Raw genomic sequence first — 18,828 nt, 5'->3', positions numbered from 1 at the left:
CCTTTACGGCATCAGCAAGCGAGGAAGGAAAAGGCTGACCTCAGGGACCAGCGTCACAAGCGCGAGCACGATCAGGGTGACCCCGATCATCGGAAGCGCCTCCCAGGCCACGGCTTCCACCTTTCGTTTGGTGACGCTTGCGACCACGTAGAGACACAGCCCGACCGGCGGATGAACGAAGCCGATCACCACATTGGTGACAACCATGACGCCGAGTTGAACCGGGTCCATGCCGATTGCATTTCCGATCGCCATGAGCGCCGGCACGGTCAGGATGAGGATGCCTGTCGCTTCAAGGAACATGCCGAGAACCAGCAGGATGATGTTGACCAGCAACAACAGAACATACTTGTTGTCGGTCAAGGTGGTCAGAAGTTCCACCGTATGCTTGGGAAGCTGCTCCATCGCGAAGATCAGTGCGGCGATATTGGCCATGCCGATCAACAGATAGATCACCGTGCTCATGATCGCCGTTGCCAGAAGCGCTCGTCGCATATGGCTCCAGCTCAAGACGCGATAGTAGAAGGCCGCGACCAGCAGGGCATAGACAACAGCTATCCCTGAAGCTTCTGTCGCCGTGAAGATGCCGCCTCGGATGCCGAAGATGATGATCACCGGCAGCAGCAGGACCGGAAGACTGGCCCAGGCCGAGCGCGCGAATTCCCTAAGCCCGACGGGGGCAAGCTTGGGATAGCCGCGCCTGTGAGCGACATAGACGGCATAGGCAGACAAGCCGATCGCAATCAGGAACCCAGGGACAATGCCGGCAATGAACAGTTGTGAGATCGAGGTGCTGCTCAGCGAGCCGTAGATGATCATGGTAATGCTGGGCGGCACCAGAGGATCCATAACGGAGGACGTCGCGATCAGTGCCGCCGAATAGTCGGGATCGTATCCCTCCTTCTCCATGTCGGGGACCATGATGCTGCTGAGTGCTGCGGCCTGTGCTGCTGCCGAACCGCTGACGCCGCCAAACAGGAAACTCCCCCAGACCGCGGTCAGGGAAAGCCCGCCACGGAATCGCCCGACAATGGAATTGGCGAACACAATCAAACGGTTGGTGAGTCCGCCGACCTCCATCAGGTTGCCGGCAAGCACGAACATTGGAATAGCCAGGAGGACGAACTGGTCCATACCGGCAAACATTCGCTGCGGAAGAGTGATGAGAAACTGCGTCTGTCCCGTGAACAGGAAATAGCTGAGAGCACTGATGACCAGCACGAAAACGATCGGCATGCCCAACAGCAGGGTAGTCACAAAAACCGAGCCAAGCCAGATCACTGAACCAACTCCACAGGCGTTTCGAGATAAGGCTGGATCGGCGCCAGCCATTTATGGAGTGCGACATGAAAGATCAGAAGCACGCACCCCACCGGAATGGAGACATGAACCCAAAACAGGGAAATGTTCAGGGCGATCATCGACTGGTGGCGTGTTCGCCATGCGAATTCGAAGCCATAACGGGCAAGCGCTATGAGCGTCAGGACGATAAGGACCGCCATGATGATGTCGATGATGCGAACCAGTCCGGCCGGAAACAGTTCCAGAAGGAGGCGCATCGCCGGCAGTTCACCTTGCGTGTAAGCCAGGCCCGCCATAAGGAACGCCGTCCAGATCATCAGCGACTTGGTGACCTCGTCCGCCCAATAGAGCGAGAAGCCGAGAATGTAGCGGCAGCCCACCTGCGCTACGATGATGCTGACCAGAGCAGCCATGGTGAGAATGCCGAGGGTCTCGACGACCTTCACATATCCGAGATAGGCTCTGGCAGCCCGATTTGGTTCCGCAGATTTATTCATAATTCCTCCGCTCAGACTCCCAAGAACGTCAATGGCGGCGTACAGAGAATCGACAGCCGGGATCGCGATATCGCTGATCCCCCTCCCGGTGTTCCTGTAGCTCCACCCAAAACAGCTATAGGCTGCGAGCCAGCCTTACTAAAAAAAATGTTCTCTATGAAAGAACGTTGTTCTCAATTCTCGCAATTATGTTACATATGTCAAGCGGATTGCGTTCAATCGGCCACGTTGGCGCAGACCGTCAATGTCCTGGCATGTCGCAGAGGCGCGTTCGCGAGCGATATAGGTGTCGACACGATCGGCATCGGACGACTATGAGAATTAGACGGGGTTCAGAGCGATATGGAAAAAAACGATAAAAAACTTTCGGTCACGGAGGGGGTCAAAGCAGCTGATACGACGCTCCATATTCTGGAGAAGGTTGCGTTCGCCCAGGAGCCATTAGGCGTGACCCAGATCGCCTCAGATATCGGAATAGCCAAGAGCGCCGTTTTCAAGCACCTCCATACGCTCTCCGAGCGTGGCTATCTCACTCAGGATCCGATTTCCACGCGCTACAAGCTTGGCCCGAAAGCATGGCTCATTTCCAAGCTTGCCCCCTCAACAGACGATATCACAGCCCTCACCGAGCCTCTTATGCGCGAGGCACGCACGAATACAGGGCTGGCAGTGGTTCTCAGCACCCCCACGCCGAAAAGCGCTTTCGTGCTGGCGACATTTCCTGGCAATAAATCCATAGAGATCGGGGTTCGTCCTGGCAGCGAACTCGAATTGCACGCCTCGGCCCAGGGCAAGATTTTCCTGGCCTATGGGCCGAAGTCGATGACGGACAGCCTGGCGAAAAGAAAGTTGCAGGCTCTGACAAGCTGCACCATCACCTCTTTCGAGGAATTGCTCGATCAGATTGGCGAAGTCAGAAAGAGAGGTTACGCCTCAGCACCCGAGGAATCGCTGCTCGGCGTCAACGCGATCGCAGCACCTATCTATGATTACCGGGACAATCTCGTCGCCAGTGTCGGCCTTGTCGGCTCGATTCAGCATTTGCCGAAAGAGGACAATCCCCAAACGGTGAAGACTATCCTCGACCTTGCAGCCTCGATCTCAAAAGTCCTCGGCAATGGCATGATGTCGTGAGCGACGCGATGCACCAGCCTGTATAGATCAGGCTTTCGCTTCCAGCGGGAATGCGCCTGATAAAGCGGAGACTCCAGGAAAATCACTGGCCGTGCGAAGCCCCGCCAATTTCCCAGAATTTGCTCGAAACCGTCCATGACGGGGGATTTCCTGGCGAGGCGGCGCTTGCCACCAGTCTTCGCGACACGCTCGCGTAATCTTCTGAAACTCCCCGAGATACTCCTGTCGGTTTTGCGCAAGCCAATGGGATATGCTGTTGTTGATCACGGCGATTTGAGAAAACTGAGCCGCGTCCTGTCCCGCGCGCGACGGTCTGCTCATACCCAAGAGACCTGGATGACGGTTCTCAGTCACGGCCTAGAAGCTTGCCGCTGGCAAGCCAGAAGGGCGGCAGGCAGAGTGGAATGGCCGACAGCAGCAGGATATCCTCCTTCACCGTGATACCGATCCGCTCGGCGACAAACCGGCGGCGCGCCTCAAACCGCTGCGACAGCGCCGGATGACGCTCCGCGATCTCAGCACGCAGGCCAGCATCGGCGAAGGTCACCGCGTCCTCGCAATTGAGCGTCCATCCATCAGGCATCGGCACGGGTATGATGTCGACCTGGAACGGCATGCCGGAAACGATGCGCTCGGTCGAGCCAGGACGGATCGGCGAGTTCATCCACTCGTCGAGGCCGACAAGATGGCCGGGATTGAGGGCTGGGCGCAGCTTGCTGCGCGCCAGGGTCGAAACCACTGCCTCGTGGATCGCACCACCCTCGGTGCCAATGCCAGCCGTCTCGTACCAGGCAATCAGCCCACGGAAATAGGCCTTGGCCACGTCAAGAAAAGTGTCGTCATGCTCGGCGATCAGGCCGCCACGGGCCGTCAATCCGCCCCAGTAGCCGACCGCAGTGGTAGCGCCATCGCCACGCTTCGGCACACGAGCCGTAGGGCTGCGCAGGCCGATCACCTGGCCGGACGCGTCATTGGTCGCCAGCATCGGATGGCAGTTCATCGGCTCACCGGCATAACCCATGCGCGAGGCCGCCAACAGTTCGGTGTCGCCGAGCGTGAAGCCGCTGAGGATACGCCACACGGCCATTGAAGACCGGGCCGCACCCCATTCGGCCTCGGCGATCTGATCGGCATCGACGACGGCGCGCAACCCGTCTGTCTGGTGCATGAGTACCGGCGTCGCATCGACGATGGACGACGCGGACACGATCGAAGCGATCGCATCGACGATAAGGGCCGGCACAAGGAAGGCCGGACGCCCCGCGGGCCACTCTTCCTTCTCAAGATACTTCCAGCCCACCAGGCCGACACTGTCACCTGAAGCGATTCCGGCTTCGCGCAGCACGGCCACGAGGTTCGGCTTCTGTGTGCGGTCCTGCGCCATCAGGCTGAGCGACTGCGCCAGCAGGGTGACGATGCCCGGCAGTCCGGCGATGGGCGTGTAGCCGAGATTCTCGTTGCCGGTGACGATGATGCGCTGGCCCGACCTGCCGAGTAGCAGGACCGCCTCCTCGAAACGCGGTTCGAAGCCGGTCAGGAAGGCAATGTTGGCGGCATGCTCGCGGTCGGCGTAGACAGCGAGCCAGTCCGTTCCGGCGCGTGTCAGCGCCTTGGCGCAGCGTGCCTCATAGGTCGCGGCCGGAATGGCGGGGCGCTCGACGGGAAGTCCGAAGTCGGGAATGTCGATGGTGCGAAGGCTGATGTTCATCATGTCTCTCAATCTGTCAGTGAGTGCGTATTTCGGCCGAAGCCGGCAGTCGATTGGATGCGCCGGCGATGTATGCCGTCCTATTCCTCAGCAAGAAAGCCGATGCTCGCGGGCAGCACGCTGCAGGTGACCTTGCCACCAGCAGTGATGTCGCGGGCCGCCGCCGAGGATGCCAGGACCAGCAGTTCCTGGTTGTCCGGGGTGGATACGGTCACGCGCTCGGAAGAGCCGACGAAGGAAACGTCGGCCACGGTGACGGGAAAGGCGATGGCGCCAGGCTGCGGCTCGCCGATAGCGATGTCTTCCGGCCGCATCCAGATCGTGAGCGCCGATAGCCCATGTCGCGATGCATCATAGCCGCCGGGCATCGGCGCCTTTGCCCCGAACAGCTCGATCCCGCCGTCGGTGACACGCGCCGAAACGATGTTGTTGCCGCCGAGGAAGCCCGCGACGAAACGCGAAGCGGGTGCGCGGTAGATGTCGCGCGGGGTACCGACCTGGACGATTCCGCCATTGTGGAAGACCGCTATGCGATCCGACATGGCGTAGGCTTCCTCCTGGTCATGGGTAACATAGACGAAGGTCACGCCGGTTTCCTGATGCAATCGCTTGAGCTCGCGCTGCATGGTGTCGCGCAGCGTGCGGTCGAGCGCCGACAGCGGTTCGTCGAGCAGCAGTATCTTCGGCCCGAAGGCGAGCGCGCGGCCGATCGCCACGCGCTGTTGCTGGCCGCCCGACAGTTCACGCGGCCTGCGCGCCGCCAGTTTGTCTAATCCGACGAGTTTCATGACCTCCTCGACCCTGGCGGCGATCCTGGCCTTGTTCCATTTGCGAACCCGCAAGGGGAAGGCGATGTTGTCCGCCACGTTAAGGTGGGGAAACAGCGCATAGCCCTGAAAGACAAGTCCGAAATTCCGGTCCTCCGGATCCACGCGCGTGATGTCGGCGCCATCCAGCAGGATGGCGCCTTCGTCAGGCTTGGTGAAGCCGGCGACCGACATCAGAAGCGTCGTCTTGCCCGACCCCGAGGGGCCGAGCAAGGTGACGAACTCCCCCGCCTCGATCGACAGGTCGATGCCGTCTAGCGCGACGGCGGAACCGTAGGTCTTGCGGAGGTTTCGGACGTCTAGAAAGGACATTCAGATCGGATCCCGGGCAAGCGGACCTGTCGAGCAGTGGATGCCGCCACCGTTCAGTTCGATGCATTCATAGTCCAGCGTCAAGATCTCGATGCCGGCGGCGTCGAGACGGTCGGCCAGGCGCGGCGTGCGGGTGGCGTGCATGACGACCCGGCCGGGCCCAATGGCCAGGCAGTTGAGCGAGAAGGCGTTGTCTTCCGGCGGCAGCTCGATCAGCTTCATGCCGCGCTTGTTCAGATAGTCGATGAAGACATAAGGCAGTTCGTTGATGTTGATAATCGCGGTCTCGCGGTCGATCATCATGAAGCTGCCGTCGATGTGGATACGGTATCCGGGCATCGGTACCTTGATCAGCTCGACGCCAAGGCTGTGGAGGATCATCTCGACCTGGCGGACGCCTTCGGGATTGCAGGCGACGGACACCGAGCAGACGGCCGTCTTGTCGTCGATCAGCGCAAAGCCGCCGCCCTCGAACACTGCCTCGCCATGCAGTGTGCCGAGGATCGGGCAGCCGGCCTTGGCCAGCGCCTGAGTGACCATCAGCTCCTCGCCGCGGCGCGCGCGGCGGGCAAGGCGGGTGACGATCGCGCCGCCCTTCACGCCGATGACGCTGTCGCGGCAGAAGGTCGACTTGAGGGCGCCGGGCGCCGCCTTCTCGGTCAGGATGACGTCGACGCCCTCGGACCGCAGCAGCTTGGTGAAGGCATCGTGGGCGGCCTGCATGGCGGCAAGATCCGGCGGGGTCTTGCCCATGAAGTACCAGCCCTTCTCCGGATCGCCGAAACCGCCGATCTCGGGCATCGGCTTGTTCTTGTCGACAACATTGATTTCCTCGCCGGGCCTATGCATCAGCACGGCGCGCAGCTTGCCGACATCACTGGTGCAACCCCAAGGTCGGCCCCAGACGCGGGTCTGTTCTTCGGGGTCGTGGAAAGCCGGCGTTGGGACGGAGCCAAAAGTCTGGAAGAACTTGGCCTCGCGGTATTCGTGCTCGCTCATTGCGGCGCTGTGGGCAGTCATGTCTTCGATTTCCTTTCTGAAACAAGCGAAGCTATTGAAAGTCGTGTCGTGACCGACGCTGGGCGATACGGTCCCAGACGGTCATGCGCAGGATGAGGCCGACGATGGTCACCGCCAGCATGACGGTCGCGATCGCGGCCAGCGCGGGGTCGACGGCATCTGCGATGCTCGTCCAGATCTTGCGTGGCAGGGTGACGATGCCTCGGCTGGTGATGAACAGCGTCACGGTGATCTCGTCCCAGGAGACGATGAAGGCGAGGATCGCTCCGGCGACCGTGCCCGGAACGATGTTGGGCAGGATGACGCGGCCGAAGATGGTCGCCGGACGGGCGCCGAGCGAGCGGGCCGCCTGCACCAGCCTCGGATCGAGGTTCGACAGCGAAGCGCCGATCGCCAGCACCGCCAGTGGCATGGCGAGGATGACGTGGACGATGGTGACGCCAAGCCATGTGTCGAGAAGCCCCAGCTTCGACCAAAGCCTCACCATGCCGACCGCATAGATGATCGGCGGCACGATCAGCGGCGAAAGCAGGATGACGCGCAGGATCGACGGCCAGCGTCCGACATAGACCCAGGCGCCGATGGCGAAGGCCGCCGAGACGGCCGTCGCAATGACGGCCGAGGCCATGGCGATGCCGAGGCTGGTGAGTATGCTCGGCATCCAGCCGGCGCGCCAGTTCGCCAGGGCGGCGAAATGGTCGAACGAAATGCCGTTGTTGGGCAAGGACAGATAGTCCCGGTCGGTCAGCGCCACGGGAATGACCACGAGCACGGGAACGAACAGGAAGGCGAGCAGCAGCCAGGCGACAAGCTTGGGCAGCCCGCGTTCGAGCAGGCGTCGGCTGCGCGGCGTCATTTGCGGCCCCCTTCAAAGGCGGCGCGCAGAGCCGGGCTGCGCATGGCGAGCGCGATCAGGATGCCAACGACGAGCAGCAGCATGGTCGACAGCGCCGTCGCCACGCCCCAGCGCAGCGTCGAGGATATCTGCACGGAGATGTATTCTGCGACCATCAGCACCCGACCGGCACCAAGGATCGCCGGCGTAACCAGGAAGCCGAGTGAGAAGATGACGATGAACAGGCCGGCGATCGCTAGGCCGGGCATGGAGAGCGGCAGCCAGACGCGGAAGAAGATGGTGACCGGGCGGGCGCCAAGCGATCTGGCTGCCTGAATGATCCTGAGGTCGATCTCCGACAGATTGGCGTAGAGCAGCATGATGGCGAAGGGCATCATGTAATGCACCATGCCGACGATGACACCGAACTGGTTGTACACCAGTTCGAGCGGCTGGCTGACGGCTCCACTGCCGACGAGGGCCGAGTTAAGCACGCCATTGCGGCGCAGGATGGTGATCCAGGCAAAGGCTCGCACCAGCACCGATATCCAGAACGGCACCATGACCATGAACAGCGCGACGCGACGCGTGGCCGGCGGCATATGAACCAGCGCAAAGGCCACCGCGTAGCTCATGACGATAGTGAGCACGGTCGTCACAGCCGAGACGAACACGGTCGTGCGCACGACGCGGCCGATCGCGGCGTTCTGGAACAGGGCCACATAATTGCCGAGGCCAACGGTCGGCTCGGTGAAACTGAGCGCCAGCACCTGAAGGATGGGCAGCACATAGAGACACAGGGTCAAAAGCGCTGCCGGCACCGTCAGGCAGCAGGCCCAACGCTGGAATGAGGTCATGATCTTTCGAACCACCACCGGCCGTTGGCCGGTGGTGGTCTCCGATGGTTAGCGTGAGATGAAGTCGAGGAACTTGTTCTGCAGCTCGGCCTCGTTGTCGGCATAGTATTGCGCCGAGATCGGCAGGCCGGTCTTGGCGTTCTCGGGAGCCAGCGAATAGACCGCCTTGTCCTCGTCGGTCATCAGTGCCAGCGCCTTCGGGTTCGAGGGGCCGTTGCCCATGAGGCGCAACAGCGTCACCTGGCTCTCCGGATCTAACGACGAGTTGATGAAGTCGAAGACCTTCTTGCCGGCGGGGTTGCCCTTCGGCACAGACCAGGCGCTGGCGAACATCAGGTTCTGGTTCCAGGTCCAGGTGTAGTCCGGATTCTCCTTGCGCAGCAGGTTGGCACGCGTGTGCCAGATATTGCCCATGACCACCTCTCCGTCACGGAAGAGCTGCTGGCTCTGCGCGCCGGACTCCCAGAAGATCAGCTGCGGTAGCAGCGGCTCGAGCTTCTTGAAGGCCCGGTCGACGTCGAGCGGATACATCTCCTCCGGCTTGACGCCATCGGCAAGCAACACGGCTTCGAGCTGACCCTGAATCCACTTGCACATGGTGCGCTTGCCGGGAAACTTCTCGAGATCGAAGAAGTCGTTCCAGCTCGAAGGAGCAGTGGCGCCGACCTTCTTGGCGTCATATGCCAGCACGTTTGAGTAGGTGTAGTTGCAGATGCCGAACTCGGCCGCGAGGCCTTTGCCGACAAGAGACTTGTCGACGATGGAATAGTCGATCGGCTCGACATAGCCGCCCTTGCCGAGCACGACGGCGTCCACCATGCCGCCGTCCGTGGCATCCCAGGTGACGTTCTTGGAATCGACCATGGCGCGGATCGCGCCGGTCGCCGGGCCGGCGCCGTCGATGACGACCTCCATGCCGGACTTGGCCTTGAACGGCTCGCCATAGGCCTTCTGAAAGGCTTCGAGGGCAGCGCCGCCCCAGTTGCAGACGACGATTTCCGACGCCTCGGCGGAAGCCGGTCCCGGCTTGAAAGCGACTGCGATGCCAAGCCCGGCCATGGCGGTCATAAAGCCTCGGCGATCGATCTTCCCATTTCTAAATTTATCAAGCGCAATCAACGCTGCGTCTTGACCAAAGTGATTGATGGACATGTGTGTTCCCCTTTCACGTCCGCGGTCTAATTTCTTTCTCTCCCTCCCTGGCCTGCACCGGGAACCCATCAGAGCTTCCGGAGCCGGTATGCGCGATCTAACGTCCAGATGGACGGCGGTGTGGCGGCGCCACCGAACTGCGTATGACGAGTTCGACGCCGACCCGTTCAGTCACCGTTTCGGATTTCCGGCCGGCGATGAAATCGAGCAGCATGTTGACGCCGCGCGTACCGAACTCAGCTGCCGACTGACGCACCGTGGTCAGCGCCGGCGCGAGCAGGTCCGCATTGCGGATATCGTCGAAGCTGACGAGCGAAATGTCGTCGGGAATGCGGATACCGGCGTGCCGCGCGGCCCGCATCGCACCGGTGGCCAGCATGTCACCGAAGGTGAAGATCGCGGTGGGCGGATCGTCCTGTTCCATAAGATCGAGAAACGCAATCGAGGCAGGCGCCTCCTCATATGCGCAGAACCTTAGCAGCGCGGGATCGGCATCGAGACCGGCCTCCGCGAGCGCCCGCGTGAAGCCATCGAGACGTTCTGTGGTGCTGAGAAGCCCTCGCGGCCCTCCGATAGCGGCGATACGGGTATGGCCGCGCGATATCAGATGACGTGTCGCCAGGAGCCCGCCATGGACGTTGTCGGCGAACAGGCGCGGCGCCTTCGCGCCTGGCACATCCTCGTCGAGAAGCACGACGCTTCCGGTCTCGTTGATCCGCCGCAAAAGCCGGCCGTCATCATGATGGTTGGTGAGAAGCAATATGCCATCGACCTGCCGGTCTTCGATACGCGACAGGAAGGAGACTTCCTTCTCCACCAGGTTCCGGCTGTTGAACATCAGGAGGTTGTAGCCATGCCTTGCGGCCTCGGCCTCCGACGCGCTGGCGATCTCGGCAAACAGCGGATAGGCGATGTCGGCGGTGATGAGACCGAGCGTCTCGCTCTTGCCGCTGCTCAGTCTGCGGGCGATCGCATTGGGCCGGTAGCCTAGCCGCTCCGCTGCCCGCTGGATGCGGCTCGCCGTCGCCTCCGGCAGGCTGATCTGCCCGTTGAGATGGCGGGAAACGGACGTGACGGACACGCCGGCAGCCCGGGCGACGTCGCGAATGGTGGTTTTCAATCTTCCCGACAAGCGGCCCCACTCCCGCGAGACATGTGCAGACAACCGTTTAAGTAAACCGGTTTCACAAATGACCGAAAAAAAATCTCGCACGCCATCCGCAACCGAGGAAGAGCGAATGACGGCGGTGCTCACGAGGGATCTCCGGCTCGGAAGAATTCCTGGTGCTCGAGCTTCAAGCTCACCTGATCCAAATCGGCATTGCGGATGTGCGCCGCCATGAGCCGTGCGGCCTCGCCCATATTGCCGGCCCGAACCTCGTCGAAAATGGCACGGTGCTCGGCGATGATCGAGCGGATATGATCCGGCTTCATGCCGATCAGGAACTGGATGCGCATCATGTCGGCCGAAACGTGCTGGCACGCCGTCCACGCCCGCGGATGTGCGAAAGCCCCAAGTAGACCTGCATGGAAGGCCATGTCGGCACGGTGCAGGGCGCCCATGTCATCGCCGTGAACAAGACGTTCTTGCGCCCGAAGCGATAGCTCGATCTCGTCCAGCATGGCCGGATCGGGCCGGATGCCGCTGTTGGCTACGACTGCACTTTCAAGCGTGGAGCGAATGAACACCGCCTCACGGACACGCGCCATGTCGATCAGCGAGACGCGGGTGCCAGTTTGGGGTGAAATCTCGATCAGACCCTCATCGAAGAGCCGCGTGAAAGCCTCACGCACAGGGGTGCGGCTGATGCCGAGCGACTGAGCGACGTCTGTTTCCGAAATATTAGCACCGGGTGCGATGCGTGCGGTGATGATCGCCTCACGCAGCTCGACATAGGCCTTCGCCGAGATCGTGTTTCTACGCTCGTTCTGATCGGCCAGTAGTGAGGTGCTTAGGTTCAGCATGGCTGTATGCTGGCATTCAGGGTCGTTTCGAGTCAAGCGCATTTCTTGTGCAGATGCAAAATTGGCTCAATTTTCGATCAGCTTCCCGGCCTGACCAGCCCGGGAGGTGCGCGACCTTGTTCCAGCGCCGCAGCGACGGCTGCAATGGAGGCCGCAGCGCCCAGCGGCGTCGGCAGGCCGGCACGATGAGGCGTCAGCCGGATCCGTTCGTGCCGCCAGAACCAATGCTCGGGCGGCAGGGGCTCGACAGGAAAGACGTCCAACCACGCAGCGCCGAGTTGACCCCGATCGAGCGCAGCGCGCAGCGCCTCCTCGTCGAGGTGATCGCCGCGGCCGAGATTGACGACATAGGCGCCGGGCGCGAGGCGGGAAAACAGCCGGTCCGACAATATGCCCTTCGTTTCCGGCCTGGAGGGCAGGAGATTGACCACCACGTCGGCGCCGTCGACACAGGCGCTGAGCCCATCATCGCCATGCAGACAAGCGACGCCGTCGATGCTGCGGGGAGTTCGCGACCAGGCAGACACCGGGAAACCGGCTGCCGAAAGCCCTTGCGCGACATGCAGACCGAGCGGACCCAGCCCAAGGACGGCCACGCGCAGTGATCCGCGTGTCCGGTTCTGTTGATCTGGCAAGCGCCAGAAGCGGTCCTGCTGGTCCGCCCTGACAACGACGTCATCTTGCAGGAGCGCGAAGACCGCGTGCGTCGCATAGTCCAGCAGTTGCTCGGCCTGGCCTTGATCCTGCAGGCGTGCGATCGGAACATCGCCCGGGATGCGGGGATCATCGAGAAGTTGGTCCGTCCCCGCGCCGAAACAGAAGACGGCACGCAGCGATGGCGGCAACGCCGTCATATCCTTCGGCAAATGCCAGGCAACCAGCAAATCATAGTCGGCGCCCTCCGGCAGATCAGGCCATCGGACGAAGTCCGCCGACGGAAGCGCGTCGCGCAGCGCGCGCTCGAAGGGGTCGCTGTAGGCAAGCGGATCGGCGATGACGATCCGCATCGATCAATGTCCCTCGATGGGCATTCCCGCAAGCCGGCGCAGCGCCAGCCATTCCAGTTCCGCCGCGCCATCCGGATCCGCCTCATACTGCCTGGCGGTGCGCTCGCACACCTCCTTGCTCGGCAGGTGGATGGGACGCCCGCTACCGAGCGCCGAAAGCTGGATGCGGCATGCCCGCTCGAGGTTGTACATCAGGGAAAAAGCCTCTCCGATGGATCGCCCCACAGTCAACAGCCCATGGTTTCTCAGGATCATGGCGCGATTGGTGCCGAGATCGGCAACGAGGCGTTCCTGCTCGCCGGGATCGAGCGCGATGCCCTCGAACTCATGATAGCCGACCTGCCCATAAAACAGCAGCGATGTCTGGTTGAGCGGCAGAAGCCCCTCCTCAAGGCAACTGACCGCGACACCGGCGGCGGTATGAGTATGCATCACGCAGACCGCGTCCGGGCGCGCGGCATGGACCGCCGTGTGAATGACGATGCCCGCCGTGTTGATCGGCGCCTGCTGGCCGCGCATCTGCTGGCCATGGTGATCGATCACCGCCAACGATTCCGGCGTCACCTCTCGAAAAAGATCGCCGTAGCGGTTGATCAGCAGGAGTTCCGGCTCTTCGGGCAGACGCGCGGATATGTGCGTATGGATGATGTCATCCATCCCAAACCGGGCGATCAGCCGATACGCCGCCGCCAGATCTTCGCGCATAGCCATTTCAGCAGTCGAAATCATACCGGATCGTCCTTTCTGTTGATCATTTTCGAATACTTGAATTCCTGTATACAGTCAACGAGCTGGACGGGACCTGCAGCCCACAACGGCGACCAACTCTCCATGGTTTTCACATAAAGTAGGTTGGATCAGATCAGAGCGGCCGATGTCCATGCGAGGTCGCGGCGATCTGGTATGCGGAATCGAAGGATACCAGCGCCTGGGTGGAAAAAGCTTCCTGCGGAAATTTGACGGCCAGTTGGGTTGACGATGGCCGTCTGCGAAATGACTAAACGGCGCTTAAGATCAGAGCCGCGATTATCTTCGCCGGGCCACGCAGATAAAGAACATCTGGGTTCGTTACGGCGAATGAACGGCCTTTCAGCCGATTTAAACAGTTCTCAAAACTGGGTTGCTTGTATCCAAATGATAAGGCTGTCCGTCCGGCCTGACAGCATGCTCACTCCTGTAATCGCGCTCTTTTGCGCGTAAAGAAAGGGAACAGCACAATGATGAAAAAATCTACGCGCCGCGTAGCCACTTCACATTTGAACGGTCTTATTGCAGGTCTCATTGTCACTTGCGCCGCCGCGACATCGGCCCTTGCGCAAGAAAGTGCTTGCAAGCCATCCAAGATCGATCTCGGCGACGGCAAATTCATCGAATCAAACTGCGAGCCACTGAAAATCGCGTTTCTGACAGCAGCCACGAACAACACACATCTGCAGGCCGGCATTAAGGGCGCGCAGGACGCTGCCAAGGAAATTGGCGCAACACTCGACGTGTTCGACCCGAACTGGAGCCCGACGGTTCAGTACAACCAGGCCCAGAATGTCATTTCCAGCGGCAAGTACAATGCGATTGTAGCCGAGATGAACGACGGCAACCAAGCCTGTAAGATTCTAACTGAAGATGCTCCGAAGGCCGGCGTTCTGGTGGCAGTTGCCAATCTACCGCTCTGCAACCGCGCCAGCAACGAGGGTGATGAGCTCTGGTCGCCCGGCACGCTGAATTTCGTCGGAGGCTCACAGGGCCGCGAGGCATTCCGCAGTTGGATCATGTCGATTGCCGAAGCCAACCCCGGTCCCCAGAAGGTTGCCGTCCTGACCGGACCGGACCTCAACGCCAACACGATCAACACCGAACTTGCACTTAAGGACGTCCAAGAGAAATATCCGGATTTCAAGGTCGGTGCCGTGGTCAAGACCGACTATTCGGTTCTGCAAGGCAATCAGAAGACCTTGCCCCTCTTCCAGGCCAATCCCGACCTGACAATCTTCATCTCCAATTATTCAGACATGACGCGCGGCGCCGTCCAAGCGGCCCGCCAAGTCGGCCTTAACCGCAAGATGAAGATCTATGACAATGGCGGCAACATCTGGTCGTTCCAGGCCGTACGCGAGGACCTGATCGATAGCACCAGGACTCTTCTGCCCTATACCGAGATGTATGAAGCGGTCAAAGCGCTTGGCCAAGCCTGGAAGGGCGAGAAAACCCCACGCTTCGTGCCGCTTGCAGCCTACAACATCGATAAGGAAACGGTCGCCAAGTACGAACCGCAATACTGACGCGCAATAGGCCGGTCCTGGAGACCGGCCTTACGCTCCCAGTTTCTTGCGTCGAAGCCAGGGCGGTAACATGAAGGCCGATTGACCGTAGGGCGCAGGCGAAAGAATGCGCTGTTCGCCATGCTGGATCTGGTAGATCAAATGGGCCTGACTGATAGAGGGATCGACCGACGTATCCGGATAGGACTGGGCGCACTGGCCCACATTGTCGAAGAAGTAGGCGCCATTCACACCCCGATGGATCACCGAGCGGATTTCGGGAATGACCTTGTCGAAGGCGCGGGGATTGTTGGCGCGCGTCCACGCCGTGGCGAGAATATTGACCCTGTCATAGGCAAGGCCTGCATGGGAATGACCGGGCTTCTGGCCATGCATGCGCTCGTAGCGCTCGGCAAAACCTATCGCTAACTGGTCGGAATACAAACCCGTCGTCGTCGCCCAGATTACACCTTCAGCACTGTGGCCGAGCTGCTGCCTATAGGCGGGGATAGAGGGTCCGTAAAGCGTATAGACAAGCGCATTCGCCGGGCGGCTCAGGAAATGCTGCAGGAAGGAAATACTTTCCTCGGGAAAATAGTAGGCAAGGAATATCGCGGCAGGATCGCTGCGATGCAGCTTGTCCATTACTCCATTCCAGTCGATGTTTCGGAACGGCAGATCTTCCAGAAGATCGACCTTGAAGCCGGCCTTGCGGGCCATCCGCTCCAAGGTCATGAAGCCGATATCCATGCGCGACCAACGCGGCTGAATCACCACCACGCGCCGCGACTGCGGGATCCACTTGCGGCTTTTTTCGAGCTCGGACAGGAACTGGATGAATCGCGGGCCGTAGTTGATGTCGCTCGGACAAAGCTGGAACACGTTGCGCAGTCGATGACGGTCCTGCCGCACGCGATCAACCATGGCCTCCATGGTGGCACAGTGAAGATAGGGCGCGCCATATTCGGCCAGCACGTCCTGCACACTCTCTTCGGCGCAACTATAGCCGGAGGTAATTGCGTCGACCTCGGCATCGACCAGCGACTTCACCGCCCGGACGACGTCAGCCTCATCGCCCACATCGCATTCGGCGATCTTAAGCTCGATCCGGCGGCCGGAAACACCGCCGCGGCGGTTGATTTCGTCCACGGCCAGCCGCGCGCCGTTCAACATCTCATAGGCATCAGCTGAGGCGAGCCCCTGGGTGGAAAGGGGCGTACCGATGAGAATTGGTCGTCTGTCCAATGAAGAGCTGACGAAGGAACGCACGGTGTCGTGCGGCAGCGGCACACGGCTGTCGACTAGGCCGGCGGTGAGCGGCATGAGGTTGCGCCCGCCACCCGGTGTAGGCAGGCGCAGTAGCCCGAGATCGGTGGCAAGGGTCGCTGCGCCGGTCCGGCTGACCTGTCCGAGCTTGACGAGAATCCGTTCGTTGTGGGTCGTCACGGTCCGCTGGCTGGTCTCCAGACAGGCGGCGATGTCCTGGTTGGAAAGACCACCCGCAATCAGCGTGAGCACGTCGAGTTCACGCAACGTCAACCCGAAGGGCGGCTCGATGGGTTTGGCGATCAGGTTGCTGCGTTGCTCGCCCGAAGCGGTGACATCAAGCTCGATCCGCACCGCAAACCAGCGCTTGTCGCTGTCGATCCAGACGAAGCGGACGAGGTCGCGGCCGCTTCCCGCGAGGCCTTTGGCAAAATTCTTGAGCTCGGGCCGCGCGGCGAAGAAGCGGTTGGCGCTTTCGCTCTCGGTCGCGTCTATCAGTCCTTCCCCATTGATCGACGCGCGGAAATAGCCCGCGGAATCCGAACCGGAAAACCATGATGTTTCTCGGTTCTGAACAACCAATCTCACACTCATTTCATGCTCCGATCACCGCTCCGTGCAGTTTGTCGACGGGAAGTTCGCGTGCCGCGTCGGTAGGTTTACGTATTTCGCCTCCCTACCGTTTTCTTCACCTTCCACGGACCGGCCGTGAGATCGGTTAACCGGTACTCTTATCAAAATGCACGCAAAAGATGCATTCCTCACCAGAGCGGAACCGTACATAATGGAAGCTTCAAGCACAATTGCATGGAGACGAGATTCATCAAATCCTCAGTTTCGGGCGCCGGCCAAGATTCTATCCTGCGCGGCAAACGGCATCGCACAGTTCATTTCCAGGCACGGAACGAGCGCTCATGAAATTCTGTGGTCCGTCGGGATGGATGAGGCCGATACGCGCAAGGAGCGCGAAATCCTGGATCTGGGAGCATATTGCGAGCTGCTCGAAACGGCGTCTCGCAAAACCCAGAACGACAACTTCGGTCTTCACTACGGCCGCGACTTCACGCCGGACAGGCTGGGCCTGATCGGAGAAATCGCCGTTTCATCGCCGACCCTTGCAGACGCACTCGGCAATCTGGTCAAGTATTTCCCCTACCACCAGCAGAACACCTTGGTCGCCTTCCATCGGCGAGAGGAGCTCTGGCATCTCGAATACCGGATTCTCGACGGCTTCATCCTGCAGCGGCGGCAAGATGCCGAGCTGACGATCGGAATGTATCTGAACATCATTCGCCGGGTCATGAACGCAGCGTGGTCGCCGGACGAAGTGCATTTCGAACATCCGCGACCGGAAAACTGGCGCGAGCATGAGACCGTGTTCAATGCGCCAGTCTATTTCAACATGAAGACCAATGCATTGGTCTTTCGCGAAAAGTCGATCGCACGGACGGCAGCAGACTGGGATACGGGCCGCATGCATGCGCTCTGCGAAGCGCTGATGCAACTGACCGGCGGCACAGGGACACTCGGGTTGAACCGACGGGTGGTTGGGGAAATCCGGGCGCAATTGCCCTCCGGCTATCCCCATATCGAAGATGTGGCCGAAGCGCTCAAGATGCCGCGCTGGACGCTGCAGCGTCGGCTGGCGGCCGAGGGACAAATCTTTTCCGCGCTCGTGGAGGAGACACGTCGTCGCCTTGCCCTGCTCTATCTTGCTCAGACGCATCTCATGATTAACGATATCGCCAACATCCTTGGCTATTCGGAGCTTAGCGCCTTCAGCCGCGCCTGCGCGCGATGGTTCGACGCCTCCCCCTCAAAGATGCGGGCAATGAGCGTACAAGCCGCGACGACCAGAAGATTGGCGCCGTGTCTAAACTGAGTGCTCAATTGTCAAACTCAGGATTGAGTATCCGACTACAATCAGCCCCAGCGATAATCCGCCACGATGGGGAGTGGAGATGAAATTACAAGGTAAGCTGGCGCTGGTGACTGGCGCCTATCGCGGCATCGGGAGAGCCTGTGCCGAAGCGATCGCCCGCGAAGGGGCGCGCGTGATCGCAACGGACATATTTACCGAAGCACCGTCCTACGACACCGATATTCTCTATCGCCAATGCGATGTCGGCTCGGAAACTGACTGGGAACGGATCGGTCGGGAGATTGATGCCGGGGATGGGAAAATCGACATTCTGGTGAATGCCGCCGGCGTTGCGCCAACGAAAGACGGCGTTCATGACGTCACCATGGCCGATTGGGATTTTATCCTGCGGGTGAACCAGACCGGCGTGATGCTCGGCATGCGCATGGCAACCGCCCGCATGCTCGGCAAGGGATCGCTTTCCATCGTCAACATCTCGTCGATCTGGGGACAGGTCGCCGGTACCGGGCAGATCGCCTACCATGCCAGCAAGGGAGCGGTCATCAACATGACACGCAACGTAGCGGTCACCTATGCCAAGCAGGGAATCCGCGCCAACGTCATCCTGCCGGGTCTCATCGATACCGAGATGGTGCGCGCCCAGAAACCGGAAATGAATGCGGCGACACTCGCACTCACACCCATGGGCCGTATCGGACGGCCTGAGGAAATCGCTGACGGAGCCGTATTCCTTGCCAGCGACGCATCCTCTTTCGTGACTGGCGCCGTCCTGCCGATCGACGGCGGATTTACTGCACAATAGGAAATAT

The 18,828-nt window shown here is 60.6% G+C and carries 17 protein-coding genes; 4 read left to right on the top strand and 13 right to left on the bottom strand.

What is annotated here, in order from left to right:
• Positions 1-3 precede the first annotated feature (3 nt).
• Together WBQ96_RS00410 and WBQ96_RS00405 are read right to left on the bottom strand one after the other, a co-directional pair.
• Positions 4-1,281 (bottom strand): TRAP transporter large permease, encoded by a 1,278-nt coding sequence (locus WBQ96_RS00410; protein ID WP_336547167.1) that lies wholly within the window; start codon positions 1,279-1,281, stop codon positions 4-6.
• The gene (locus tag WBQ96_RS00405) at positions 1,278-1,799 is read right to left on the bottom strand and encodes a TRAP transporter small permease (protein WP_165117682.1); all 522 of its coding nucleotides are present in this window, start codon (positions 1,797-1,799) and stop codon (positions 1,278-1,280) included. Before WBQ96_RS00405 ends, WBQ96_RS00410 begins: the two co-directional genes overlap by 4 nt.
• A gap of 342 nt (positions 1,800-2,141) precedes the next feature.
• Between WBQ96_RS00405 and WBQ96_RS00400 the strand changes: the two genes are divergently transcribed.
• On the top strand, positions 2,142-2,933 hold the full coding sequence (locus WBQ96_RS00400) for an IclR family transcriptional regulator (RefSeq protein WP_165117684.1): 792 nt from the start codon (positions 2,142-2,144) through the stop codon (positions 2,931-2,933).
• Between the two features lie 346 nt (positions 2,934-3,279).
• Here WBQ96_RS00400 and WBQ96_RS00395 read toward each other — a convergent pair whose 3' ends face one another.
• The 10 genes from WBQ96_RS00395 to WBQ96_RS00350 form a co-directional block, all read right to left on the bottom strand.
• Positions 3,280-4,644 (bottom strand): Xaa-Pro aminopeptidase, encoded by a 1,365-nt coding sequence (locus WBQ96_RS00395; RefSeq protein WP_337035850.1) that lies wholly within the window; start codon positions 4,642-4,644, stop codon positions 3,280-3,282.
• Between the two features lie 77 nt (positions 4,645-4,721).
• Positions 4,722-5,780 (bottom strand): ABC transporter ATP-binding protein, encoded by a 1,059-nt coding sequence (locus WBQ96_RS00390; RefSeq protein ID WP_336547170.1) that lies wholly within the window; start codon positions 5,778-5,780, stop codon positions 4,722-4,724.
• A complete protein-coding gene (locus tag WBQ96_RS00385; RefSeq protein WP_336547171.1) occupies positions 5,781-6,800 on the bottom strand; it encodes a dimethylarginine dimethylaminohydrolase family protein in 1,020 nt (339 codons plus the stop codon).
• A 31-nt stretch (positions 6,801-6,831) separates the two neighbouring features.
• Positions 6,832-7,656 (bottom strand): ABC transporter permease, encoded by an 825-nt coding sequence (locus tag WBQ96_RS00380; protein WP_165117692.1) that lies wholly within the window; start codon positions 7,654-7,656, stop codon positions 6,832-6,834.
• Positions 7,653-8,492 (bottom strand): ABC transporter permease, encoded by an 840-nt coding sequence (locus WBQ96_RS00375; protein WP_336547172.1) that lies wholly within the window; start codon positions 8,490-8,492, stop codon positions 7,653-7,655. Before WBQ96_RS00375 ends, WBQ96_RS00380 begins: the two co-directional genes overlap by 4 nt.
• Before the next feature lie 48 nt (positions 8,493-8,540).
• Positions 8,541-9,560, bottom strand: coding sequence for an ABC transporter substrate-binding protein (locus WBQ96_RS00370; RefSeq protein ID WP_336547173.1), 1,020 nt, complete (start codon positions 9,558-9,560; stop codon positions 8,541-8,543).
• A gap of 181 nt (positions 9,561-9,741) precedes the next feature.
• Positions 9,742-10,776 carry a LacI family DNA-binding transcriptional regulator gene (locus tag WBQ96_RS00365; protein WP_336547174.1) on the bottom strand — a complete coding sequence of 345 codons (1,035 nt, stop codon included), beginning with the start codon at positions 10,774-10,776 and terminating at the stop codon, positions 9,742-9,744.
• A gap of 119 nt (positions 10,777-10,895) precedes the next feature.
• Positions 10,896-11,609, bottom strand: coding sequence for a GntR family transcriptional regulator (locus WBQ96_RS00360; protein WP_336547175.1), 714 nt, complete (start codon positions 11,607-11,609; stop codon positions 10,896-10,898).
• Between the two features lie 77 nt (positions 11,610-11,686).
• On the bottom strand, positions 11,687-12,616 hold the full coding sequence (locus WBQ96_RS00355) for an NAD(P)-dependent oxidoreductase (protein WP_336547176.1): 930 nt from the start codon (positions 12,614-12,616) through the stop codon (positions 11,687-11,689).
• Between the two features lie 3 nt (positions 12,617-12,619).
• On the bottom strand, positions 12,620-13,387 hold the full coding sequence (locus WBQ96_RS00350; RefSeq protein WP_337035862.1) for a class II aldolase/adducin family protein: 768 nt from the start codon (positions 13,385-13,387) through the stop codon (positions 12,620-12,622).
• Positions 13,388-13,806: 419 nt separating this feature from the next.
• On the opposite strand from WBQ96_RS00350, the gene WBQ96_RS00345 reads away from it, so the two are divergent.
• On the top strand, positions 13,807-14,892 hold the full coding sequence (locus WBQ96_RS00345) for a sugar ABC transporter substrate-binding protein (RefSeq protein WP_337035849.1): 1,086 nt from the start codon (positions 13,807-13,809) through the stop codon (positions 14,890-14,892).
• Between the two features lie 30 nt (positions 14,893-14,922).
• Here WBQ96_RS00345 and WBQ96_RS00340 read toward each other — a convergent pair whose 3' ends face one another.
• On the bottom strand, positions 14,923-16,731 hold the full coding sequence (locus tag WBQ96_RS00340) for an ABC transporter substrate-binding protein (protein WP_336547178.1): 1,809 nt from the start codon (positions 16,729-16,731) through the stop codon (positions 14,923-14,925).
• A 145-nt stretch (positions 16,732-16,876) separates the two neighbouring features.
• Between WBQ96_RS00340 and qhpR the strand changes: the two genes are divergently transcribed.
• On the top strand, positions 16,877-18,019 hold the full coding sequence (qhpR, locus tag WBQ96_RS00335; RefSeq protein ID WP_337035848.1) for an AraC-like transcriptional regulator QhpR: 1,143 nt from the start codon (positions 16,877-16,879) through the stop codon (positions 18,017-18,019).
• A 79-nt stretch (positions 18,020-18,098) separates the two neighbouring features.
• On the top strand, positions 18,099-18,821 hold the full coding sequence (locus tag WBQ96_RS00330) for an SDR family NAD(P)-dependent oxidoreductase (protein ID WP_336547180.1): 723 nt from the start codon (positions 18,099-18,101) through the stop codon (positions 18,819-18,821).
• Positions 18,822-18,828: the final 7 nt, after the last annotated feature.

Origin of the sequence: Mesorhizobium sp. CCNWLY176, from assembly GCF_037153935.1 — a bacterium.
In the GTDB taxonomy this organism is placed as follows: domain Bacteria; phylum Pseudomonadota; class Alphaproteobacteria; order Rhizobiales; family Rhizobiaceae; genus Mesorhizobium_M; species Mesorhizobium_M zhangyense.
Note: the sequence above shows the minus strand (reverse complement) of the source record. Positions and strands in the feature narration are given on the sequence as shown.